Annotated in this window: 20 protein-coding genes and 2 tRNA genes; 11 read left to right on the top strand and 11 right to left on the bottom strand. The window is 63.0% G+C overall.

From position 1 onward, the window contains the following. Window positions 1-556 precede the first annotated feature (556 nt). Window positions 557-964 carry a hypothetical protein gene (locus tag IFU00_02300; protein MBD8541112.1) on the top strand — a complete coding sequence of 136 codons (408 nt, stop codon included), beginning with the start codon at window positions 557-559 and terminating at the stop codon, window positions 962-964. 114 nt (window positions 965-1,078) lie between these two features. Here the strand turns inward: IFU00_02300 and IFU00_02305 are convergent, their stop codons facing one another. Beyond that, a complete protein-coding gene (locus tag IFU00_02305; protein ID MBD8541113.1) occupies window positions 1,079-1,912 on the bottom strand; it encodes an HDOD domain-containing protein in 834 nt (277 codons plus the stop codon). Further along, window positions 1,909-2,238 carry a hypothetical protein gene (locus tag IFU00_02310; GenBank protein ID MBD8541114.1) on the bottom strand — a complete coding sequence of 110 codons (330 nt, stop codon included), beginning with the start codon at window positions 2,236-2,238 and terminating at the stop codon, window positions 1,909-1,911. The genes IFU00_02305 and IFU00_02310 overlap by 4 nt, the downstream gene beginning before the upstream one ends. A 159-nt stretch (window positions 2,239-2,397) precedes the next feature. Here IFU00_02310 and gstA point away from each other — a divergent pair, with 159 nt between their 5' ends. From gstA to IFU00_02355, 9 genes are all read left to right on the top strand, one after another. After that, the gene (gene gstA / locus IFU00_02315) at window positions 2,398-3,003 is read left to right on the top strand and encodes a glutathione transferase GstA (GenBank protein ID MBD8541115.1); all 606 of its coding nucleotides are present in this window, start codon (window positions 2,398-2,400) and stop codon (window positions 3,001-3,003) included. Between the two features lies 1 nt (window position 3,004). Continuing rightward, window positions 3,005-3,568: a DUF1697 domain-containing protein gene (locus IFU00_02320; protein ID MBD8541116.1), complete on the top strand. Its 564-nt coding sequence runs from the start codon at window positions 3,005-3,007 to the stop codon at window positions 3,566-3,568. Window positions 3,569-4,104: 536 nt separating this feature from the next. Then, entirely contained in the window at window positions 4,105-6,063 is a 1,959-nt protein-coding gene (locus IFU00_02325; protein ID MBD8541117.1) for an AAA family ATPase, read from the top strand. 105 nt (window positions 6,064-6,168) lie between these two features. Next, a complete protein-coding gene (locus tag IFU00_02330; GenBank protein MBD8541118.1) occupies window positions 6,169-7,437 on the top strand; it encodes a DUF445 family protein in 1,269 nt (422 codons plus the stop codon). 14 nt (window positions 7,438-7,451) lie between these two features. Beyond that, window positions 7,452-7,784: a DUF2007 domain-containing protein gene (locus IFU00_02335; GenBank protein ID MBD8541119.1), complete on the top strand. Its 333-nt coding sequence runs from the start codon at window positions 7,452-7,454 to the stop codon at window positions 7,782-7,784. A gap of 537 nt (window positions 7,785-8,321) precedes the next feature. Next, complete coding sequence (locus IFU00_02340; protein MBD8541120.1) at window positions 8,322-9,137, top strand: response regulator; 816 nt, start codon at window positions 8,322-8,324, stop codon at window positions 9,135-9,137. Then, window positions 9,130-10,032, top strand: coding sequence for an HDOD domain-containing protein (locus tag IFU00_02345; GenBank protein ID MBD8541121.1), 903 nt, complete (start codon window positions 9,130-9,132; stop codon window positions 10,030-10,032). Before IFU00_02340 ends, IFU00_02345 begins: the two co-directional genes overlap by 8 nt. Next, the gene (locus IFU00_02350) at window positions 10,029-11,357 is read left to right on the top strand and encodes a response regulator (GenBank protein MBD8541122.1); all 1,329 of its coding nucleotides are present in this window, start codon (window positions 10,029-10,031) and stop codon (window positions 11,355-11,357) included. Before IFU00_02345 ends, IFU00_02350 begins: the two co-directional genes overlap by 4 nt. After that, the gene (locus IFU00_02355) at window positions 11,354-11,854 is read left to right on the top strand and encodes a response regulator (protein MBD8541123.1); all 501 of its coding nucleotides are present in this window, start codon (window positions 11,354-11,356) and stop codon (window positions 11,852-11,854) included. Before IFU00_02350 ends, IFU00_02355 begins: the two co-directional genes overlap by 4 nt. On the opposite strand, the gene IFU00_02360 is transcribed toward IFU00_02355, so the two are convergent. From IFU00_02360 to IFU00_02385, 6 genes are all read right to left on the bottom strand, one after another. Next, window positions 11,841-13,154 carry a PAS domain-containing protein gene (locus IFU00_02360; protein ID MBD8541124.1) on the bottom strand — a complete coding sequence of 438 codons (1,314 nt, stop codon included), beginning with the start codon at window positions 13,152-13,154 and terminating at the stop codon, window positions 11,841-11,843. The two genes, IFU00_02355 and IFU00_02360, sit on opposite strands and share 14 nt — an antisense overlap. A 559-nt stretch (window positions 13,155-13,713) precedes the next feature. Then, window positions 13,714-13,790: transfer RNA gene (locus IFU00_02365), tRNA-Met, on the bottom strand. 59 nt (window positions 13,791-13,849) lie between these two features. Then, a tRNA-Met gene (locus IFU00_02370) sits at window positions 13,850-13,926 on the bottom strand. A gap of 82 nt (window positions 13,927-14,008) precedes the next feature. Next, entirely contained in the window at window positions 14,009-14,953 is a 945-nt protein-coding gene (gene miaA, locus IFU00_02375; protein ID MBD8541125.1) for a tRNA (adenosine(37)-N6)-dimethylallyltransferase MiaA, read from the bottom strand. A gap of 8 nt (window positions 14,954-14,961) precedes the next feature. After that, the gene (mutL, locus tag IFU00_02380; protein MBD8541126.1) at window positions 14,962-16,890 is read right to left on the bottom strand and encodes a DNA mismatch repair endonuclease MutL; all 1,929 of its coding nucleotides are present in this window, start codon (window positions 16,888-16,890) and stop codon (window positions 14,962-14,964) included. A gap of 72 nt (window positions 16,891-16,962) precedes the next feature. After that, on the bottom strand, window positions 16,963-17,907 hold the full coding sequence (locus IFU00_02385; protein MBD8541127.1) for a peptidylprolyl isomerase: 945 nt from the start codon (window positions 17,905-17,907) through the stop codon (window positions 16,963-16,965). Window positions 17,908-18,122: 215 nt separating this feature from the next. On the opposite strand from IFU00_02385, the gene IFU00_02390 reads away from it, so the two are divergent. Then, window positions 18,123-19,160, top strand: coding sequence for a carbonic anhydrase family protein (locus tag IFU00_02390; GenBank protein ID MBD8541128.1), 1,038 nt, complete (start codon window positions 18,123-18,125; stop codon window positions 19,158-19,160). Between the two features lie 6 nt (window positions 19,161-19,166). Here the strand turns inward: IFU00_02390 and IFU00_02395 are convergent, their stop codons facing one another. From IFU00_02395 to tsaE, 3 genes are read right to left on the bottom strand one after another with little or no spacing between them, the layout of a single operon-like run. Beyond that, window positions 19,167-19,952, bottom strand: a complete 786-nt coding sequence (locus IFU00_02395; protein MBD8541129.1) for a D-hexose-6-phosphate mutarotase — start codon at window positions 19,950-19,952, stop codon at window positions 19,167-19,169. Window position 19,953: 1 nt separating this feature from the next. Beyond that, complete coding sequence (locus IFU00_02400) at window positions 19,954-21,447, bottom strand: N-acetylmuramoyl-L-alanine amidase (GenBank protein ID MBD8541130.1); 1,494 nt, start codon at window positions 21,445-21,447, stop codon at window positions 19,954-19,956. A 26-nt stretch (window positions 21,448-21,473) separates the two neighbouring features. Further along, the gene (tsaE, locus tag IFU00_02405) at window positions 21,474-21,974 is read right to left on the bottom strand and encodes a tRNA (adenosine(37)-N6)-threonylcarbamoyltransferase complex ATPase subunit type 1 TsaE (protein ID MBD8541131.1); all 501 of its coding nucleotides are present in this window, start codon (window positions 21,972-21,974) and stop codon (window positions 21,474-21,476) included. Window positions 21,975-22,016 lie beyond the last annotated feature (42 nt).

The following is a 22,016-nucleotide window of genomic DNA, read 5'->3' on the forward strand; positions in this document are numbered from 1 at the left end:
AGTTTACCGTAATTCGGTATTGACCCGGAAAAAACACGGGCAGGAAAGAACGAATCATTCCAAAAGGAATGTTAAGTTCCTTTACTTAAAGTAATTATCGTTTTATTTACAATGTTAAATGTCCGCTAGCGAACATACTTTATTTTCTCGGCAAGATGGCATCGCGTGCATCAACTATTTCTCTATGTAAATCAAAGAGTTCCGTGATCATTCTGATTGGAAAAATTTATCAGGGAAATCTCTTGCGTGCGCCACAATGTGGCCCCATGTGCTGAAATGCAAACGTGACAAGCTTTCCATACGTTAGCTTGATTTCTGACAAGGAGTCACGTGCGCAGGGTCGGCCTCGATCCGGCGCGCGCCGCCATAATTTGTTTGAAAGACAAGTGCGCTTGCAGAAACTACGTGGTGCACCGCAAGACCGGAATTCTTAAGGAACTACTCAGATTCGCCCTGTTTAATTCCTGAACACGTTCCGGGAACTTAAGTCGAAGACATGTTGTCTTCTACTAAGGTTCACAAGGGAACTATTTTAACCAACTCGTGAGGTAATATCATGGCACAACAACATCACGCTCTGTCGTCGCAAGAGAGTTACAACCCGAACCATCTGCTCGACATCCTGCTGGGCAAGATGCAGCTGAAGAACGACGCTGCGCTGTCGCGCATGCTCGAGGTGGCGCCACCCGTGATCAGCAAGATTCGTCACCACCGCCTGCCAGTTGGCGCGTCGCTGCTGATCCGCATGCACGAAGTGACGGGCATGAGCATCCGTGACCTGCGTGACCTGATGGGCGATCGCCGCACCAAGTACCGTCTGTCGGATGCACAAGGCCGTCCAAAGCCAGAAGAAAAAGCGGCAGCAGCCGCTGCCGCAGCAGCCCAGCAGGCAGGTCAGCCAGCACAGGGTCAGGCAAACCAGTCGGGCGACGTGACGCCAAAAACCGGTAATTATGCGCACTGAAATCGTGGGCATGGCAGACGTTTCTGTCATGCCTTCGTTGTTGGCGTGCCGCGGCGCCGCCTGAGTGGCGCCGCACCGCAGTTTTCTCCGTACTACCTGATTCCGTCCTGCGGCCTACGCCAACAGGATGGTGGTCATCTCTTCAAATTGCAGCTCCGTCTCGCGGAACACCTGCAACCACGCTTCCTCGGATAATCCCAGCGCCGTCCAGGCGACACTCGACACGGTCGGCACCACTTCGAGCGCATAGCCTGCCAGATCGAGCGCATGCGCGACCGCGCTTGCCACATGCACGATGGTGGCCAGGAAACCAGCACCCGGCATCTCCGGTTGACCATGGAACGCGATGGCCTGGCGCAGCGTATCCGAAAATTGCCAGTGCTCGGCCAGCGCGCGGCCTGCCAGCACGTGGTCAACACCCAGCATGGCCCGCTCCGTCTCGAGCAGATCGCCATCGACGCGTTCGCGTTCGCGCAGGACGGCGTCGTATTGCTCGGGATAACGCGTCACCAGCACCAGGCGACCGATGCCGTGCAACAGGCCGGCCGTGAACGCCACGTCCGGATTGAAATGCATGTGCCGCGCCAGCACCCGCGCGCAGGCAGCCGTGGCGATCGACAAGCGCCAGAAGGCCTTGTCGTTGAATGCCGGACAGCGGCCGCTGGGAAAGCAGCCGGTGATCGATGCCGCCATGATCAGGTTGCGCGTGGCTTGCACGCCGAGGAACGTCAGTGCCTGCTGGATCGTCGTGACCTTGACCTGCAGGCCGAAGGCCGACGAATTGGCCAGGCGCAGTGTCTTGGCAGTCAGCGCTTGATCCAGAGCGACCTTTTTTGCCAGCAAGGCCAGGTCGGCATCTTCCTGGTCGATGCTGCCCAGCAGCTCCATCACGACAGCAGGCAGCGAGGGCAGGTCGTCCAGGCCGGCCGTCAATTCATCGAGGGTCATGGCGCCACCTGCCGCTCGAGCCGGTAATCCTCGACGTAGCGACGCAGCAGGTTGCCGGCCCAGTCGTTGTCGTCGTCGCGGTCGTGGCGGCGGAACAGGATGTCGAGCCGCGCTTGCACCGCGGTCGCATCCGGCGCGCGGTGGGCTTCGACGCGCGCCACCGGTACCATGTCGATCTGATGGCGCGTGAACGACGCGATGATCGCCTCGCTCAAGACCGTGCCTTTGGCCAGCAATACCAGGCCGTGGCTGTCGAGCAATTCGTCCGACAGCACCATCCCCGGCAGGGCGCTGGCCACAGGGACCAGCTCGTGATCGTCGCTCATAGTTTCCTCCATTCAATACTCTGGAGATGGTATCACCGGTGTGCAGGCCGATCACGACGGCGACGCAAGATGTCGCATTCCTGCCGCACGACTTGTGGCTGGAGGGCGGTGCCGAAATACTGTAGGCTTTTGCCATCCATCATTATTTTCAGGAACCCCGTGAAACTCTATTTCAGCCCTGGCGCCTGCTCGCTTGCACCCCGTATCGCCCTGATCGCCTCCGGCCTGCCGTTCGGCAGCGAGCGCGTCAACCTGCGCACCAAGCTGACCGCAGACGGCGACGATTTCCGGGCCATCAATCCCAAGGGCTATGTGCCGGCGCTGGCGCTGGAAGATGGCCACCTGCTCACCGAGAGCCAGGTCATCCTGCAATACGTGGCCGACCAGGCACCGGCAAGCGCGCTGGCGCCTGCCACCGGCACCTTCGAACGCTACGAAGTGATGGAATGGCTGGCGTGGACATCCACCGAGCTGCACAAGCGCTTTTCGCCCATCTTCGCACCGGGCGCGTCGAGCGATGCCAAGGAGTCGGCCTGGGCAGCGCTGGCGGCGCCACTGACGTATGTGGCGGGCCAGATCGGCGACGATGGGTACCTGATCGGGAACAGTTTCACCGTGGCCGATGCCTACCTGTTCACGGTCCTGAACTGGGTCGGGTTCACCAGCTTCTCGCTGGATAACTGGCCGGCGTTGCAGGCCTATCATGCGCGCATCAAGACGCTGCCTGCGGTGCAGGAAGCGTTGCGCCAGGAAGGGTTGCAATAGCATGGGGGCCGACACTGCGCCGCGGTTGCGCTACATTGCCCTGCTGCGCGGTGTGAACGTCGGCCGCGCCAAGCGCATTGCGATGGCCGACCTGCGCAAACTGGTCGAAGACCTCGGCCATACGGGCGTGCGCAGTCTGCTCAATAGCGGCAATATCGTGTTCGACGCCGTTGTCCCGCCGGACGATGCGGCGCAAGAGATCGAAGCGGCCATGGCCCTGCAGTTGGGTGTCAGTGCGCGGGTGTTCGTGTTTGCATGCGATGAAGTGGCCGAGATCATCGATGACAACCCCTTGCTGCACGTTGCCACCGACCACGCGCGCCTGTTCGTGTTCCTGCTCGCAGGCGAGCCGCAACGCGCGCTCGCGGCCGACCTGTGCGGCCAGGATTGGGCGCCCGAGAGCATGGCGCCCGGACGTCACGCTGTCTATGTCTGGTGTCCGCAAGGCTTGCTTGACAGCGCAGCTGCGGCAGCGCTCGGCAAACGGCTGGGTGATGGCGCCACGTCGCGCAACTGGAATACGATGATCAAATTGCATGGCCTGTGCCGCGCTGGTGCCCATTAACCGACGCCTGTCTGAATGAGTATTTGTCGACTTTGGTGGAATACATCTTATTGACCGAGTCTCCCCGGCTGGTTTTTCCAAATGGCGCCAGTCTGCATGCCTTTTCTGAAGCAGTTGCAGAAATAGCCATCACTTTCGATACCGATAACGCCAGATTGCATGCAGTCTGAAAAAGTTGACTGTGGTAAATATGCAGCGCTCAGCAATATAAGTATTCATTCTCCAGGCATTTCATCATGCCGTTCTCGCAAGTATTTCCGATTTATTTGACACACTCATCACGAATGCTGTCAGTCGGATAATCAATTCTCTTATCAAGACTTTCATTCGCCTTAAATCGCGTGCGTTTTTGACTTTTTGGTATTTCCGGCGGTTTTTTTTGAAGGTATAGTCTTCTTACTCCCTTGCCGCCAAGCATCAAAAAGCAAGCTGCAACACCTCGAATTCGTCGGCCCATTGCCGACGCCGGCCACCGTTACCGATGGTATGGCACCCCAGTCTCTCTTTGCTTCACGCATTTTCGACGAGTACACCTTATGCCCAATTTTTCCCGTCTTCAGATTGCATTCAAGAACGTCTACGTCCGCATCCTCGCCGTCATCCTGATGGGCATGCTGGTGACGCTGGCGATCTTCAAATCCAATGTGCCGCAGGATGCGCGCCCGGTGGTCCATTCGCAGAACATCGCCGAGATTACCGCACTGGCCAGCCAGAAAGCCCGGCTGGAATACCTGTTGATTGCCAAACCGCTGTCCGAAGCGCCGCGTTATATCTACAAGTTCAAGGATTCGGCCGCGCTGAACGTGGTCAAGGTACCGAGCACCTCGCACCTGTCGCTCGAGCGCGAAGTGCTGCTCAAGAACGCGATTCCGTATTCGATCGCCAAGGACGACTACCTGGCGGCCCACGAAGCCGTCATGGACGAAGGCGAAAGCGCGCTGGCGCGCACCGGCGCCTTCTTCAAGCAGAACGCGTTCAATATCGCGATCGTGCTGCTGGTGCTGTACCTCATCAAATTCGGCATGCCGGGCACGGGCATGAGCGCATCGGTCATCAGCCCGGACAAGCTCAAGGGCAGCATGGATGACCTGATCGGCATGGAAGACATCAAGCAGGAAGTGCTGCATCTGGAAGAAATGATCCGCAACCGCGCCGAGTACCAGTCGCACAATATCGACAAGCCGTTCAACGTGATGCTCACCGGCCCGGCCGGTACCGGCAAGACCAAGCTCGTCGGCTACCTGGCCAAGCGCCTGGGCCTGCCGATGATTTCGGCGTCCGGCTCGGCGCTCGAATCGGGCTATGTCGGCGGCGGCTCCAAGGCGCTGAACGCCTTGCACCGCAAAGCCTGCGCCAAGGGCAAGTGCATCATCTTCCTCGACGAAGCGCAGAGCCTGTTCATGCCGCGCGGGCGCAGCGAAAAGAAATGGGAAGACGACACGGCCAACACGATGCTCGGTCTGCTGGACGGCGTGAAAAGAGACAAAGGCGCGGGCGTCATCTGGATCGTCGCCTCGAACTTCGATGACAGCTCGACCGAGATGGACGAAGCGATGCTGCGCCGCTTCTCGGTCAAGATCAACTTCCGCCTGCCGAACAAGGCCGAGCGCCGCGAACTGCTGCGCAGCTTCTTGTCGCGCAAGAAGGATGGCCTCGTCGACTGGAACGACCTGAACCTGGACCAAGTCGCCGAGATCACCCAGAACCTGAGCCCGGCGTTGCTGGAAACTGTGGTCGAACGCGCCAGCATGCTGTCGATCCAGGAAAAGACGATCATCAACACGAACCTGCTGTTCCGGGCCTACGAGCGCGCCACGATCGGCCTGACCGACCGCGCCACGACGCTCGACAAGCACAAGCAGCGCGAGCGGATCGCCCTGCACGAGCTGGGCCACTTCTTCATGCAGATCGACCCGTTCCTGCGCCAGGGCCTGACGCTGGCCGAAGTCAAGGAACGCTCGCACCTGCTCAAGATCAGCACCGAAGCGGTGTCGAAGATCGGTGCGCTGGGCTATGTGCTGCAGTCGGGCGAAGACATGTCGCTGCGCACGCTGGAAGAGCTCGAGCGCGACGTAGTGGGCCTGTACGGCGGCGTCGCAGCCGAAGAAATGTTCTACGGTCCGCGCGGTATTTCGGTGGGCAGCCAGAACGACATCGAGAAGATCACCAAGATGCTCAACCTGATGGTGAGTCGCCTGTCGATGTATTCGCGCTCGAAGATCGACTACAGCCAGTTGCAGAAGGATATCGGCGGCGAGCACACGGTGCGGCTGGTGGAAGAAAAGGCCGATGCTCTGTACAGCTACACGCTGGACGCGATCCGCGACTACAAGCTGATGATGGAGTCGCTCAAGGACACGCTGCTGGAGCAGTATGTGCTGTCGAAGGACGAGGTGTTTGCACTGCTGGAAGAACGCAGTGAACTCCTGCTGCCGCAGCTGCATGGACAGCGCTGCGCGAAGCTGACCTTGTGCGAGGAAGAAGTGGCGGCGTAAGGCGCGTGCGGGTGGGGCAGGGCTGATGCGCTGAAGGCAGCCGGCGCGTCACGCGCGGGCAAAGTCGGCTAGCATGGCAGCATCGCCACAGCCGGGCCGCCCCGCATGCAAAAGCACGACGAACTGCGCAAGTCCAAACTGATCGCCCTTGGCTTCTTTGTCGGCGCAGCCGTGCTGTTCGTGGTCAGCCTGCTGCTGCCGCAGACCTGGTGGACGGGCCTGTTGCGCGCGTTTTCCGAAGCCGCGATGGTCGGCGCACTGGCCGACTGGTTTGCGGTGGTGGCGCTGTTCAAGCGCATCCCGATCCCGATCATCTCGCGCCACACCGCCATCATCCCCGGCAACAAGGACAAGATCGCCGACAACCTGGCGCTGTTCGTGCGCGAAAAATTCCTCGACACCGAGTCGATCCTCAAGCTGATCCGCCGGCACGATCCGGTGCAACTGCTGGCCGACTGGCTGGCGAAACCCGCCAACACCGAACTGATGGGCGCGCACCTGGTACGCGCCGCCACCTTCATGCTCGATTTCATCGAGGATGCGCCGGTGCAGAACGTCATCCGGCGCGCGGTGCACACGATGGTGGGCAGCGTCGATTTGTCGAAGTCCGGTGGCGCCATTCTCGAGAGCCTGACGCGTGGCCGGCGCCACCAGCAGCTGCTCGACGAAGGCATCCGCCAGCTCGCCCATCTGCTGGACAATACCGAAACCCAGGGTGCCATCGCCAATGGCATCGTCGACTGGCTCAAGGAAGACTACGCGCTGGTCGAACGCATGCTGCCGTCCGAACTCATTGGCCGCAAGGGCGCCGACATCGCCGTGCGCCTGGCGTCGGGTATTCTCAACAAGGTCGCGGCCGACCCCGCGCACCCGCTGCGTGAACGCTTCGACGAGTACGTGGCCGATTTCATCGAGCGCATGAAGGCCGACCCCGACTTCATCGCCAAGGCCGACGACGTCAAGCGCTACCTGCTCGAAGACGACACGTTCAATGGCTACGTCGGTTCGCTGTGGGCCGAGCTGAAGGCGTGGCTCAAGCGCGATCTGGCCAGTGACGATTCGAGCATGCGCCGCCGCATCATCGGCATGGGCGCCTGGATCGGCAAGGCGCTGGGCGACGACCCGCAACTGCGCCAGTCGCTGCAGGAGAACCTCGAAGCCGCCGCGCGCGGCGTGGCGCCCGAATTCGCAGGCTATCTCACGCGCCACATCGCCGACACCGTCAAGCAATGGGACGACCGTGAGATGTCGGCCCAGATCGAACTCAATATCGGCAAGGACCTGCAATACATCCGCATCAACGGCACCATCGTGGGCGGGATGATTGGTGTGGTCCTGTACCTGTTGTCGCAACTTCCCGCACTGCTGCGCTAAGCCAAGGAACCCAGATGCACACGCTCTCCCTGAACGACTGGCTCGCCGCCCACCCCGATGTCGAAGCCGTGCCCGAGCGCGATTTATATGTCGTGGCGCGCTACATGATTCCCGTGGACGCCACGCTGGCGCAGGGCTGCCTGGAAGCATCCGGCATCCCGGCGATGCTGGCCGACGCGCACCTGATGCAGACCGACCTGCTGCTCGCGCCCGCGCTGGGCGGCGTGCGGCTCCTGGTCCCGGCCGAGCACGTGCAGGCAGCGCACGAGGTGCTGCTGGCGCTGGCGCGCGGGGATTTTGCGCTGGATGAGGATGCGCCGGATGGCGAGTGGCGTACGCCGCTCTGAGGTGATTGAAGAAGGGTACGGGAAGAAGGTCGTCGGAAAGAAGGAAGCAGAGCGCCGCGCGCGGGCTACCGAGAACAAGGTGTCGGGTGGGGGCAACAGCATTGATGCCGAGCCACAGCCGTGCCGGCCCAACAAAAAGCCGCTGCATCGTTTGATGTAGCGGCTTTTTGTTGCATGGGCACGGCCTTGTCTGCAAGCCTCGACGCTCGGGTACTACGGCTGAGATTGTGTCCGTTTGTCAGACCTGACCCCCGCTTTGTATGGCTGGCGAGTCGCTATCACGATCAATCGGAATCATGTGTCTTGAGGTAATTAAAATTATTATTGAGAATGTTTTTTTGATGTAACTGAGCGCATAATTAAGTCGCGACAACGGCAACCCCGGAATTCACCCAAGCGTTTTTTGTCAGGCGGACAGGCCATGCCAGCTAGGTACAACACTGCGACCAGACCAGCCTTCACGCTGGCTTTGGCCAGTGGCTGCGGTCAATCTCGCGCACCCGCGCCGTCCCCCGTGTCCGCCACCGGGGCATCCCGATGAGCACGCCGATGATCGCGCCTGTCATCCTTCCACCCCAAGCGTTGCGCTCGCCTGCTCCGCACCGGCGCCTGTTGCTGGTCGACGACGAACCGAATATCCTGGCGGCGCTGAACCGCTTGCTCAGGCGCGATGGTTACGAAGTGTTCTGCGCCGACAGCGGGGCCGCCGGGCTCGAGGTGTTGTCGAAGCACTGTGTCGATGTCATCGTTTCCGACCAGCGCATGCCTGGCATGCTGGGTGTGGATTTTTTGCGCCGGGCGCGTGCGCTCTGTCCCGACTCGATTCGCATCATGCTTTCTGGCTACACAGAGCTGCAGTCCGTGACCGATGCGGTCAATGAAGGGGCGATCTTCAAGTTTCTCACCAAACCCTGGAACGATACGCAATTGCGCGGGCATATCGCCGAGGCCTTCAGAATCAAGGAAATTGCCGACGATAACCAGCGCCTGCATCTGGAAATATGCAGCGCCAATCGCAAGCTGGAGCAGTTGTTGCTCGAGAAGCAGGAGCAAATCCGTCTTGAAGAAACAGCCCTCGAGGTGGCGCGCGATCTGATGGAGCACTTGCCGCTGGCACTGGTCGGCGTGGATGACAGTGGCATGATTGCCTTTGCCAACGCGTGCGCCCGGCGCCTGTTCGGTGCGCGGGTCGCTGTGCTGGGCGACGCAGGAGATGTGCACCTGGCCAGGCCAGCCAGCGAGGCACGGGACATTCACAACAACCCTTACGACATCATCCGCTATCCGATGGGTGAACGCCCGGCGTCGCGCGGCACGCTGCTTACCTTCGTCCCGAGGCAGACACATGAATAGCGCTGACCTGATCCGAACCGAACCGTATGCCGGACCGTCCGGCCCGACCCCGCCTGGCTGTGCCGCCGCGCTGGAGGGCGACTATATCGACCGCGTGCGCGCACTGCCGTCACTGCCGCAACTGGTGATGGAGTTGCAGGCGGCGATGCAGCAGGAGGACATCGATATCCATACGCTGGCCGAGCGCATTACGCTCGATGCCGCCCTGGCGGCGCGCATTTTGCGGCTTGCCAATTCATCGTTCTACGGCGTGTCGAGCAAAGTGGTGACGGTGCAGCAGGCAGTGTCCATCATTGGCTTCGCCAGCATCCGCACCCTGGTGACGGCGTGCTCGATCATCGGCAATTTCGCGCCGCACCGCGATGCTGCTTTCGACCTGGTGGGCTTCTGGCGCCATGCCACAGCAACAGCAGTGTGCGCGCGCGTGCTGGCGCCGTATATGCAGCTCAATCCGGAGCACGCGTTCATCGCAGGCATGCTGCACGATATCGGCAGGCTGGTCATCGCCACGCAGTGCCAGGAACAATACCTGCAAGTGGCACGGTTTGCCCGCGACAACGATTGCAGCCTGCTGTTTGCGGAAAATGCCGTCCTCGGCATCGACCATGCACGCATCGGCAGTGCGCTGGCCGCGCACTGGCATTTCCCCGCCCTGATCGGCGCCGCAGTCGCCGGTCACCACCAGTGTGCAGGCGACGCTGCGCAGCCTGCGCTGACGGTGCTCATTGGTCTGGCAAATGCGCTCGCCCATGTTGTCGATGCACCCGGCGGATCGGTGGCGCCGCTGTCCTGCGTGCTGCCGTTCATGATCCCGGTGCCAGACGATGACTGGGACCGTGTGCGCGGCGAGATGGTGACCCTGTTTGGGGAGCTGTGCCAGGTGTTGACGCCATGAACGCCCTTGCGTCCGCCCCATCACCTGCGTCGCAGCCCAAAGTGCTGTGCGTCGACGATGAGCCCAACATCCTGTCGTCGCTGCGGCGGCTGTTGCGCGCCAACGGCTACCAGGTACTGGTTGCTGACAGCGGCGCCGCCGGGCTGGCAGTGTTGCAGCAGGAAGCCGTTGACGTGATCATTTCCGACATGCGCATGCCGCAGATGAACGGCGCGCAGTTTCTTGCCGCCGCACGGGCCGCCTGGCCCGCCACCATGCGACTGCTGTTGACCGGTTACTCGGAAGTCCAGTCCATCCAGGACGCCGTCAACGCCGGCGAAATCTGTCGCTACATCACCAAGCCGTGGGTCGACGGCGACCTGTTGATGGTGCTGCGCGATGTACTCGAGCGGCGCCAGCTGGAGCAGGAAAAAGTGCGACTTGAAGCACTGACGGTGCAGCAAAACGCCCAATTGCGCGCGCTCAACCAGAGCCTCGAGGCGAAAGTCGAAGAGCGCACCCGGCTGTTGAAGCTGGAGCACACCGCGACCATCGCCGCCAACGCCAAGCTGCGCCATAATTTTGTCGTCACGATCAAGATTTTTTCGAGCATGATCGAGCAGCGGGCCCACAACCTGCCGGGTCATACGCGTCAAATTGCCGAGCTCGCGCGCAAGATGGGCGCCGTGCTGGGCCTCGACACGCGCGACAGCCAGGATCTGGCAATTGCCGCACTGCTGCACGACATCGGCAAGATCGGCCTGAGCGACGCCATGTTGCAAACGCCATTCACGGCATTGCAGGGCGAGACGCTGGGCCTGTTTCGCAGGCATCCGGTGCGCGCCGAAGAACTCTTGATGCCGCTGGAAGACCTGCGCGGCAGCGCCGCCATCTTGCGCAGCCAGCTGGAGCGTTTCGACGGCAATGGCTTTCCGGATGGCCTGACCGGGCTCGCCATTCCAATCGGGGCGCGCATCCTCGCCGTCGCAGTCGACTACTACAACCTGCAGCAGGGGGCCATGGTGCAGCGCCATCTGCGCGCCGACGAGGCAGTCACGTTGATCCTCGATGCGGCCGGCAAGCGCTACGATCCGCAAGTGGTGGCCGCGTTCCGGCAGGTTGTGAACAACGGCGAGATGGGAATCGGTGCCGGGGTGGAGATGCTGTCGACCGAGCTGATGCCCGGCATGGTGCTGGCGCGCGACATGGTCAGCCGCGACGGCCTGATGCTGTTGTCGGCCGACCACGTGCTCGACGCGCGCATCATCGCGCACGTGCGCGACTTCGAGCAAAAAGCGCGCTGCCGCCTCGCGATATGGGTGCGCAATCCAACGGGGGCAGCATGAGCAGGATTTTACTGGTCGACGACGATCCCCATGTGCTGCATGCCTTGCAGCGCGCGTTGCGGCTGCTGTTCCAGCACGAACAGCTGCACATCGACGCCTTCACCAATCCGATGGCGGCGCTGGAACATATCTGCACATGCGACGTTGACCTGGTGATATCGGACTACCGGATGCCACAGTTGAACGGTGCGGAGTTGCTCGAGGCGCTCAAGGAGGTGGCGCCGGATACCGTGCGCATCATGTTGTCGGCGTCGGCGGAATTCGACACCATGCTGCACACGATCAATCAGGCGCAGGCGTTCCGATTCATGCTCAAGCCATGGAACCCGGTCGAGCTCGAAGAAAACGTGCGCTTGGCGCTGGCGTTGCGCGCCCGCCTGGTGGCAGCAAAAGCCCCCGCGCCCAGTGCTCAAGAGCTCGAGGCTGCGCGGCTGGAGGCGGAGGAACCCGGCATGTTGCACGTGCGGCGCAACGCCGACGGCGCTATCCTGCTGTAGCGCTCTGCTGGGGCGGGGTGACCGGCAGGTGCACGGTGAAGCGGGTGCCGACGCCTGGCTCGGACGCAACGTCGATGCGGCCGCCATGCCGGCTGACGATGCCATACGACAGTGACAACCCCAGGCCAGTACCGCTGCCGACCGGCTTGGTTGTGAAAAAAGGTTCGAAAATCCGCTTCATGATGTCCGGCGGGATCCCGCTGCCATTGTCGGCCACCTCGACCCAGACCCAGCCGCCGGACCCGCCCGTGCGGATCGTGATGACGCCATCGCCCGTGAGCGCCTGCGCTGCGTTGACCAGCAGGTTCATGAACACCTGGTTGAGCTGGGACGACAGACACGTGATGGGCGGTATGTCCCCATAATGTTTTTCCACCCGCGCCCTGTACTTGATTTCGTTGGCGACGATGTTGAGGGTGCTGTCGAGGCCCTGATGAAGGTCGGCCACTTGCCAGACCGCTTCGCCGACGTGCGAAAAATCCTTGAGCGCCTGCACAATGTCCTTGACCCGCTTGAGTCCGTCCATGGATTCACCCACCAGGTCGACCACATCGCCTTTCAAGAACGCCAGGTCCGCTTGATTGCGCACCTCGGCCATCTGCGCGGCAAGCTGCGGATGCGCCGCCGCCGCCAGTTCGTAGCGGTCGATCACGTCGAGCAGCGTCTCGACGTAGGTTTTCAGGGACCCCATATTGGAATTGACGAAGCCGACCGGGTTATTGATTTCGTGCGCAATGCCTGCCGCCAGCTGGCCGATCGACGCCATCTTTTCCGATTGCAGAAGCTGCTCGTGAGCATTGCGTAACTCGGCGATCAAGGCCTGCTGTTCGAGCCCCTTGATCTTCAGGTCTTCTTCCATCTGCTTGCGCAGCGTGATGTCGGTCAGCGATCCGATCACTTCGAGCGGCACCCCATTCTCGTCGCGAATCAGGCGCAGCGTATCGTGCATCCACAGGTAGCTGCCATCGTGGGCGCGGAACCGGTAATCATAGCTGCGCTGGCCCTGGGTGAAGATGAGCGCCAGGCTGGAAAAAATATGCGGGGCGTCGTCGGGATGGATGTGGTCGAACCAGAAATTCGGATCGGCCAGCATCTGCTCGGGGCGGTAGCCGAGCACATGGACGGCGTTGTTGCTGACGAACGTCATCTTGAAGTCGCCGCTGGGAACGGTGCAGTAGATGATCGCCGGCGTATTGTCGACGAGGTACTGGAATCGTTGAGGTGGCGACGCTTCCTCCGACGTATTGGGAAGGACGCGCGCAGACTGCGTACTGGAAAAATCAAACTCTTCGAATTGCATGACGACCACCTTTCAAGATGCTGGCCCGCTTTCAAACAGATATTTCTCAAGAGAACTATACGTCAATTCAGCGTGCATGGATCATCAGGAAGGGGGGGCATGCGAGAAATAAACTTTGCTGACAGATGCGGGTTGCCCTGGTCCGACGCGACGTCGCGGGATTGCAGCAGAATGCCGTGAACGATGCGCAATCGTTCCAATACAGTACTGCTGCCGTGGCCGAAACATCGTTGATTGTTGGTGTGTCCGCCAAGTGCACTGGTCAGGCACAACAGCGGTAGCGGCACCGAGTGTTCAGTGTTATCGCCGGTACGACATCCGAGGTCACTGCGCCGTGGCCGGATAATCAGATGGCTTGGCCAAAGGCGCGGGACGTTTGCAGGCACCGGAAGCCGGCGCTATTGCAGGCAGAGCGGCTTGGGCAATTTGAACAGATGGACTTGAGCCACCGACCCCAGCATCATGAGCGCTGTGCTCTAACCAGCGAAGCTGTCTCACTGGAACGGGCAAAAGCAAAATGGCCTGACTCGTAAGAGCCAGGCCATCCGCATGAAATCTTTGGTGGTGATAGGTGGACTTGAACCACCGACCCCAGCATTATGAGTGCTGTGCTCTAACCAACTGAGCTATATCACCGGAACCGGCAAAAGCAAAATGGCCTGACTCGTTGGAGCCAGGCCATCGCCTGAAATCTTTGGTGGTGATAGGTGGACTTGAACCACCGACCCCAGCATTATGAGTGCTGTGCTCTAACCAACTGAGCTATATCACCGCAACGGCAAGTATTATCCGGCGTGAGTGGCTGCCTGTCAAGATCGCGGGCGCGTGCGGGTCACAAATAGTCAGCGCGCATGTCATTTTTCCAACAGCGCAAGGTGCGCCAGCATCGCGCCGGCCGGATCCGGCCCCAGGCAATCGATGACGATCCGGTCGGGCATTGCGCGCAGCCACGTGATCTGGCGCTTGGCCAGCTGGCGCGTGGCGATGATGCCCGTCTCGCGCAGCGTGGCGCGGTCGATGCGTCCGTCGAGATAATCCCAGGCTTGGCGGTAGCCCACGCAGCGGATCGATGGCAGCAGCGGCGACAGGTCACCGCGCGCCCGCAGCCGCGCCACCTCCGCCACCAGCCCACTGTCGTCGCGCGTGCCCAGCATCGCGTCGAAACGCTGCGCGATGCGTTTGTGCAGCACTGCGCGGTCATCGGTTTCGAGACCAAACGAGACGAGCCTGAACGGCAGCACGGGCTTCGTGCGCAGGGCCAGCAGCGCCGACATCGGCTTGCCGGTCAGTTCGATGATTTCCAGCGCGCGGTTGATGCGCTGGGCGTCGTTCGGTGCGAGCCGGTCGGCGGTGACGGGGTCGAGCGCGCGCAGCTTGTCGTGCATGCCAGGCCAGCCGATGCGCGCCGCTTCGGCGTCGAGCGCGGCGCGCAGCGCCACGTCGGCGGTCGGCAAGTCGTCCAGTCCCTCGACCAGGCCCTTGAAATACATCATCGTGCCGCCCACGAGCAGGGGCAGCGCGCCGCGCGCCGTGATCTCGGCCACCAGCCGGATCGCATCGTTGCGGAACTGCATGACCGAATACGCATCGAGCGGATCGAGGATGTCGATCAGGTGATGCGGCACGGCGGCCAGTTCGGCCGGCGTCGGCTTGGCAGTGCCGATGTCCATCTCGCGATAGACCAGGGCCGAGTCGACCGAGATGATTTCGACAGGACGCGTTTGCGCGATGCGCAGGGCGGCGGCGGTCTTGCCGGAGGCGGTCGGGCCCATGATGGCCACGGCCAGCGGTGTGTTCATGTCCACCATCACTGACCGCGCAAGAACAGTTTGTCGAGCGCAGAAATCTCGAGCTGCACCCAGGTCGGGCGGCCGTGGTTGCACTGGTCGGCGCGTTCGGTGCTTTCCATCTGGCGCAGCAGCGCGTTCATTTCGGGCTGGCTCAGGATGCGGTTGGCGCGTACCGCCGTATGGCAGGCCAGGGTGCCCAGCAGCTCGTTGCGCCGTTCGATCAGCACGCGCGAGCCGCCGAACTCGCGCACGTCGCGCAGCACGTCGCGCGCCAGCGTTTGCGCGTCGGCGTTCTTGAGCAGCGTCGGCACGCTGCGCACCGCCAGCGTCGTGGGCGACAGGGCCGCGATGTCAAAGCCCAGCGTTGCCAGCGTGTCCGCGTGCTCGTGCACGGTGGCGACCTCCATCGCGTCGGCGTAGAACGTCACCGGGATCAAGAGCGCCTGCACCTGCATTTCCTGGCCCTGCGCCTGGGCGTCCAGCGCGTTCTTGATCTGCTCGTACAGGATGCGCTCGTGCGCCGCGTGCATGTCGACCAGCACCAGGCCGCGCGTGTTCTGCGCCAGGATGTAGATGCCGTGCAGCTGGGCCAGCGCGAAGCCAAGCGGGAAGTCGTCGTTCGACAGCGGCTTGTCGGCGGCCATCATGGGTACCGGCATCGGCGCCGGGCTCGATGCGGTGCTGGTCGCATCGGAGGCAAACAGCGCGCCGTAGGCTTCAAGGCGTTGGGGCACACCGCCACCCGTGGCCGCATCGTCCCAGCGGCTGCCCGCTGCGTACGGCGATGGCGAGAAGGTCTGTGTCAGTTGCGCACCGAACGAGGTCTGCTCGTGCGGGCGCTGTTGCAGCTGCGATGGCGATTGCGACAACTGCCAGAGCGGCGTACCGCTCGGGCGCACCTCGGCTGCCGTCATCGGCCCCGGCACGCTGCCGTGCGCGGTGGCCGAGGTCTGCGCGAGCGTGCGCTGCACCGCGTGGAACACGAACTGGTGCACCGCGCGGCTGTCGCGAAAGCGCACCTCGGTTTTCGACGGGTGCACGTTGACGTCGACCAGCGCCGGGTCGAGGTCGAGCGAGAGCACATAGGCCGGGAAACGGTCGCCGTGCAGCACGTCCTGGTAGGCTGCCTTGACCGCGTGTACCAGCACCTTGTCGCGCACGAAGCGCCCGTTCACGTAGAAGAACTGGCCGTCGGCGCGCGCCTTGGAGGCAGTCGGCAGGCCGACGTAACCGTGCAGGTGCAGCGGGCCGGCCGCTTCGTCGAGCGCCAAGCGTGCTTCGGCAAAATCGTTGCCCAGGATGTGGGCGCTGCGCTTGGCTGCTTCGCTGACGTTCCAGTGGTCGATCGTGCGGCCGTTGTGCGACAGGCTGAAGGCGACGTCGGGGCGCGACAGCGCGATGCGGCGCACGACCTCGGCGCAATGCGCGTATTCGGTCTGTTCGGACTTGAGGAATTTGCGCCGCGCCGGCGTATTGAAATACAGGTCCTGCACGTCGATCGTGGTGCCACAGGCGCCCGAGGATGGCGCCACCACGCCTTCGTGCGAGCCGACGATCTCGAACGCATGCGCGGCGTCGGCCGTGCGCGAGGTCACGCGCACCGAGGCGACCGACGCAATGGAGGCCAGCGCTTCGCCGCGAAAGCCCAGCGTGCCGACGTTTTCGAGGTCGCTCAGCGAGGCGATTTTCGACGTTGCGTGGCGCGACAGCGCGAGGGGCAGCTGATCGGGCGCGATGCCGCGGCCATTGTCGGTGATGGCGATGCGCTTGACGCCGCCTTCTTCCAGGCGGATGGTGATCGTCGTCGAACCGGCATCGAGCGCGTTTTCCAGCAACTCCTTGACGACGGCCGAGGGCCGCTCGACCACTTCGCCGGCGGCGATCTGCGAGATGAGCTGGTCGGGAAGCTGCTGGATGGGGCGGATGGTCGGGGCAGGGGCGTTCATCCGCAGATTATAGCCCGTCGAAAAAGACCCGGATCGTCCCCGGCTGCAAATTGGGCCGCCGCCCCTGTCGCTTCAGGGCTGCTCGCGCACGGGAATCGGCACGTTGCACAGGTCGATCGCGCCGGCCGCGACCTTGCTCCACGGTCCACCGCGATTGCGCTGGGCGTCGATCACGGCCTGGAAAGCAGCGCTGTCCGAGCGCATGACTTCGAGCTTGCTGCGTTCGGCGGGCGGCACGTCGGCCGCCATGCGCACGCTGGCAATCGGCGTGCGCTGTTCGGCCTTCTCGTAGAAGCCCGAGGCGCCAGTCCCGCGCGGCATGACGGTGAGCAGCGGCATGCCGGCCACGATGCGGCCCACGACCGTGATGTTGCGGTCCAGGTGGCGCGGCGCGTGGCCGATCACCGTGTAGAGCTGCGAGCCATTGCCGGTATCGGCGCCGTTGTCGCGCGCCACGCCAATCATCGCGTAGCAGTGCGGCAGCCAGGTCTGCCTGGTCGCCGGATTGCGCGCCACGGGAAAGCCGTCGATGTGGCCCACCTGCGGCGCGTAGACGTCGCGTTCCTTCAGGCGCGTGAAGGCGTCGTTCCTGGTGTACGGCACGGTGAATTCGGCGGCCACGGTCCTGGGGGCCTTGAACGGGCGCGGTTTTTCTTCGTCCGGGTCGCCCCATTGCACGACGAAGCCGTCCTGCGCGCGCATCACCCACAAGCCGTCGAAGTAGCGCTCGCGCACCAGCGCGCGGATATTGGCCACTGTGTTCGGCGCGAAGCGCGGCGCCAGTTCGATCACCACGCGGCCCGCTGGCAGCTCGATGTACATCGTGTTCTCGGGATCGAGCGCGCGCCATTCGGCTGCCTTGGATGCCTTGACGACATCGGCCACCGTCAGCCTGGGCGGCAATTCCTGCTCGGCCCTGGCCGGCGCGGCGTGCGCGCTGGACATGGTCAGCAGCGCGCAGAGCGCCGCGCCGACGGTTGCGTGGATCGTGTTCTTTTTTGATGACGCTGCCTGCATCTGCTCTCCCTGTCGCGGCGGCGCCGCTGTCATGTTTATCGAACAATTGTAATCGAGGGCAAAGCGTGTGATGCAAGGAAGGTACGAAGTGTTGTTGCCCGGGCCAGCAAACCGGCCAATCGGGACTTTAAATGTCCCTTGTTGCCGGAGCGCACTCAAGTTACAGGCGCCGGGTCCGATAAAGGATGGAGAGAATCAAACTATCCGAAAATCACATGCGTAACCTGATCGCACTATGTACCCTGGGCCTGGTCACCGCCCTGGCACAGGCGAACGAACCGACACCGAAGACCGCCAAGCCTGTGGCCGAGCCGGCCAAGCCTGCGATCGCGTCGATCCGGCCGAACCTCAAGCCGGCCGCCCCTGCGCCTGCCGCCGCTGCTACGCCTGCGAAATCCGAAGAGGATACCGAGGTCGACCTGTCGGTGCGCATCGCCGAAAAGCTCGCCGAGCTGCGCGCCAAGCAGGCCCTGCGCGCCGAAGACGCCGCGCGTGCCCGCAAAGCGGCTGACGCGCGCCGCAAGCGGGAAGCCGCAATGGTGGCGGCCGTGGCCGTCGAAGCTGCCAAACCGAAGAATGGCACGCACTGGAGTTATGACGGTGAATTCGGGCCCGAGAACTGGTCCAAGATCAATACCGCATGGGCGGCCTGCAATGCAGGCAATCGCCAGTCGCCGATCGACCTGCGCGATGGCATCAAGGTCAACCTCGAGCAGATCACCTTCGACTATCAGCCGAGCTCGTTCAACGAGATCGACAACGGCCACACGGTGCAAGTCAATGTCGCGGGCGGGAACTTTCTGACCGTGGGCGGCACCACCTACGAGCTGCAGCAGTTTCACTTTCACCGCCCGGGCGAAGAACGCGTCAATGGCCGCGGCACCGAGATGGTGGTGCACATGGTGCACAAGAGCTACGACAACAAGATCGCCGTGCTGGCGGTGCAGCTCGAGCGTGGCGATGCCAATCCGATGATCCAGACCGTGTGGAACAATCTGCCGCTGGAAAAGCTGACGACCGTGACGCCGTCGATCGTGCTGAATGTGAACGAGATCCTGCCGGCGCGGCGCGACTACTTCACGTACATGGGCTCGCTCAGCGAGCCGCCGTGTACCGAGAACGTGCTGTGGATCGTGATGAAGCAGCCGATGACGGCCTCGCCGCAGCAGATGGCGCTGTTCTCGCGCCTCTATCCGTACAATGCGCGGCCTGTGCAGCCGAGCAATGGGCGGATGATCAAAGAGTCTATGTGACGGCGCTCAGCTGACCCGGTAACGGCCTTCCCAGGCCGCGCCGGGTTCGAGCTGCACCGGCGTCAGCTGCGCCGGTTCGATGCAGACGAAGCGCTGATACTCTTCGTCTTCCATATCTGCCAGCGCTGCCGTGTCGGCCGCGCCCGGATTCCACACGACCGCATCGGAAAAACCTTCCTGCTCGAGCGTCAGCACGCGCGCCCAGGTGCCCAGGAAGATGGTGTCGTCGACCTGTTCGTACACCACGTCAAGCTTGTCGGCGATCGACAGCGTACCTGCTTCGAGCCCTTCGATGCGCACGTCGGCCAGGTGCGGCACGAGGTGGTAGCTGTGCAGCGCCGCCGCAAACGGAAACGCTGCGTTGCCTGTGTTACGCACATTCAAGGCCATGGTCAGTTCGTTGGCGCGCACCGCCACGCGCAGCTGCAGCGCGAACCGGTGCGGCCACGCGCCTGCCAGTGCTGGCGGCAGATCGGCCTCGTTCAGGCCGAACACGGCCCACGCCGCGCCATCCTCGACGCCACTGTCTTCCAGGCGCCAGGTGGACACGCGCGCAAAGCCATGGCGCATGCCGTCGCCTTGCTCGGCGAATTGCGGAAAGATCACCGGCACGCCGCCACGGATCGCGCGGCTGCCGTCGAGCGCCGAGCGGGCGCTCAGGAACATGCGCTCGCCGCCATCGGCCCCATGCCACGAGACCAGGTGCGCGCCGTAGAGCGTGACGACGGCGGTGGCGCCGTCGGGCGCCGTGATGCGAATTGCAGGCAGCTGCCCGAAAGTGATGTGGTCCATGTCAGGTCTGGCGGCTCTTGGCCATCGGCGGGTTGTCGGCGAAATAACGGCGGATGCCGTTCGTGATGGCGTTGGCCAGTTGGTCCTGGTAGCCGTTGTCGTTCAGGCGCGCTTCTTCCTGCGGATTCGAGATGAACGCGGTCTCCACAAGAATCGACGGGATGTCCGGCGCCTTGAGCACGGCAAAGCCGGCCTGCTCGACCGATGCCTTGTGCAGCCGGTTGATGCCGCCGATTTCGCGCAGCACAGCCTTGCCGAGCTTGAGGCTGTCGTTGATCTGCGCCGTCGTCGACAGGTCGAACAGCACGCTGGCAAGCTGCCGGTCGGCGCTGCCGCCGGCCAGGTTCACGCCACCCACGAGGTCGGCCCGGTTCTGGTCGTTGGCCAGCCAGCGCGCGGCGCTGGAACTGGCGCCTTTTTCGGACAGCACGAACACCGACGAGCCGCGCGCGGTCGGCGAGACCCAGGCATCGGCGTGGATCGAGACGAACAGGTCGGCCTGCACCTTGCGCGCCTTTTGCACGCGCGTGTTCAGCGGCACGAAGAAGTCGCCGTCGCGGGTGAGCATCACGCGCGTGTTGGGCAATTGTTCGAGCTTGGTCTTGAGGCGCTTGGCCACTTCGAGCACGATGTCTTTCTCACGGCTGCCGTTGGCGCCAATCGCGCCCGGGTCTTCACCGCCATGGCCCGGGTCGAGCGCGATGGTGACCATGCGCGCCACTTTCTGCGGCTGGCGGGCACTGGCCCTGCCGGGCGGCGGCTGCACTGCCTGCGCCGGCGGCGTGCCTTGCAGACCCGAGATCGCGGATTCGAGCCGGGCGATGGCGTCCGGTGCGGCGTTCGGCTGGGTGCGCGGCGCCACTGGCGGCGGGGTCGGGATCTGCACCGGCGGCGTGGTGGCGACGATGCCGCCCGCGGCTGCGGCGGCCGTACCCGGGCCGATCGCGCCGGATGGTGGCAGCACGGTGGCCGGCATGGTGGCGCCCGGCGGGCCGGACACCGGGTCGCCCAGCGCCGGCGTGCCGGCAGCCACGGTCTTGGTCGGGCCGGTGCTCCATTCGCCGCTTTCGATCATCGCCGCGATCGGGTCGACCGGCGTGACCGGATACAGGTCGAAGATCAGGCGGTGCTGGTAGCCGGCCACTGGCGCAAGCGTAAACACCTGCGGCTTGACCTCGGCCTTGAGGTCGAACACCAGGCGCACGACATTCGGCCGGTTCTGGCCCACGCGCACCTGCTTGATGTACGGGTCGTTCGATTCGATCTTGGCCACCAGGCTCTTGAGCGTGGGGTTCAAGCCCAGGCCGTCGATGTCGACAACCAGGCGCGGCGGATCGGGAATCAGGAAGTGCTCGGTCTTGAGGTCGGTGTCGTTTTCGAGCGTGACGCGGGTGTATTCGGGCGCGGGCCAGACACGCACTGCCAGGATCTGGTTGGCGCTGGCAGGCAGCGGCGCGACGACGGACAGCAGCAGCGTTCCGCCGGCCTTGAGCATGACGCGGCGGCGTGCGGACGCAGTATTTACTGGGGCGGCGGGAGGAAAGCGAGACGATCGAGGCATAGCAGGCCTAATTCAGACAACGCTTGCAATTCTACAGCACGGCCGTTTCCGCTGACGCTCAGCAGTAAACGGATGTCCGGCGGCGGTAACACGGGCTCGCCTTTTTCGGGCCATTCGACAATGCAGACGTTGTGGCCGTCGAAATCTTCGCGAAAGCCGGCGTCCAGGAATTCTTCCGGACTCGACATGCGATACAGATCGTAGTGGATCACGCTCAACGGTTGATGGTCAAGCGTCACGTTGTACGGCTCCGACAGCGTGTAGGTCGGGCTCTTGACCGTGCCCGTGTGACCCAGCGCGCGCAGCAGGGCGCGGGTGAGGGCGGTCTTGCCGGCGCCCAGGTCGCCGTGCAGGTAGATGACGAGGCCCGGCGCCAGCGCGCGGGCTAGCGCGCCGCCCAGTGCATCGGTGGCCGACTCGTCCGGCAAATAGTGGTGCAAGTGCGCTTTGATGGGCTGCATGGCATAAAATAGCGTGTTGTACTGCATTCTTTTCTTGTGGTG

The sequence above is a fragment of the Oxalobacteraceae sp. CFBP 8761 genome (assembly GCA_014841595.1).
GTDB lineage: Bacteria > Pseudomonadota > Gammaproteobacteria > Burkholderiales > Burkholderiaceae_D > Telluria.

Excerpts from the sequence above, each read along its gene's own strand:
- IFU00_02385 (MBD8541127.1), bottom strand. The coding sequence starts at position 17,907 with ATGCAGGCAGCGTCATCAAAAAAGAACACGATCCACGCAACCGTCGGC.
- IFU00_02395 (MBD8541129.1), bottom strand. The coding sequence starts at position 19,952 with ATGGACCACATCACTTTCGGGCAGCTGCCTGCAATTCGCATCACGGCG.
- mutL (MBD8541126.1), bottom strand. The coding sequence starts at position 16,890 with ATGAACGCCCCTGCCCCGACCATCCGCCCCATCCAGCAGCTTCCCGAC.
- IFU00_02355 (MBD8541123.1), top strand. The coding sequence starts at position 11,354 with ATGAGCAGGATTTTACTGGTCGACGACGATCCCCATGTGCTGCATGCC.
- IFU00_02335 (MBD8541119.1), top strand. The coding sequence starts at position 7,452 with ATGCACACGCTCTCCCTGAACGACTGGCTCGCCGCCCACCCCGATGTC.
- miaA (MBD8541125.1), bottom strand. The coding sequence starts at position 14,953 with ATGAACACACCGCTGGCCGTGGCCATCATGGGCCCGACCGCCTCCGGC.
- IFU00_02300 (MBD8541112.1), top strand. The coding sequence starts at position 557 with ATGGCACAACAACATCACGCTCTGTCGTCGCAAGAGAGTTACAACCCG.
- IFU00_02350 (MBD8541122.1), top strand. The coding sequence starts at position 10,029 with ATGAACGCCCTTGCGTCCGCCCCATCACCTGCGTCGCAGCCCAAAGTG.
- IFU00_02345 (MBD8541121.1), top strand. The coding sequence starts at position 9,130 with ATGAATAGCGCTGACCTGATCCGAACCGAACCGTATGCCGGACCGTCC.
- IFU00_02320 (MBD8541116.1), top strand. The coding sequence starts at position 3,005 with ATGGGGGCCGACACTGCGCCGCGGTTGCGCTACATTGCCCTGCTGCGC.
- tsaE (MBD8541131.1), bottom strand. The coding sequence starts at position 21,974 with ATGCAGCCCATCAAAGCGCACTTGCACCACTATTTGCCGGACGAGTCG.
- IFU00_02340 (MBD8541120.1), top strand. The coding sequence starts at position 8,322 with ATGAGCACGCCGATGATCGCGCCTGTCATCCTTCCACCCCAAGCGTTG.
- IFU00_02325 (MBD8541117.1), top strand. The coding sequence starts at position 4,105 with ATGCCCAATTTTTCCCGTCTTCAGATTGCATTCAAGAACGTCTACGTC.
- IFU00_02330 (MBD8541118.1), top strand. The coding sequence starts at position 6,169 with ATGCAAAAGCACGACGAACTGCGCAAGTCCAAACTGATCGCCCTTGGC.
- IFU00_02305 (MBD8541113.1), bottom strand. The coding sequence starts at position 1,912 with ATGACCCTCGATGAATTGACGGCCGGCCTGGACGACCTGCCCTCGCTG.
- IFU00_02360 (MBD8541124.1), bottom strand. The coding sequence starts at position 13,154 with ATGCAATTCGAAGAGTTTGATTTTTCCAGTACGCAGTCTGCGCGCGTC.
- IFU00_02310 (MBD8541114.1), bottom strand. The coding sequence starts at position 2,238 with ATGAGCGACGATCACGAGCTGGTCCCTGTGGCCAGCGCCCTGCCGGGG.
- IFU00_02390 (MBD8541128.1), top strand. The coding sequence starts at position 18,123 with ATGCGTAACCTGATCGCACTATGTACCCTGGGCCTGGTCACCGCCCTG.
- IFU00_02400 (MBD8541130.1), bottom strand. The coding sequence starts at position 21,447 with ATGCTCAAGGCCGGCGGAACGCTGCTGCTGTCCGTCGTCGCGCCGCTG.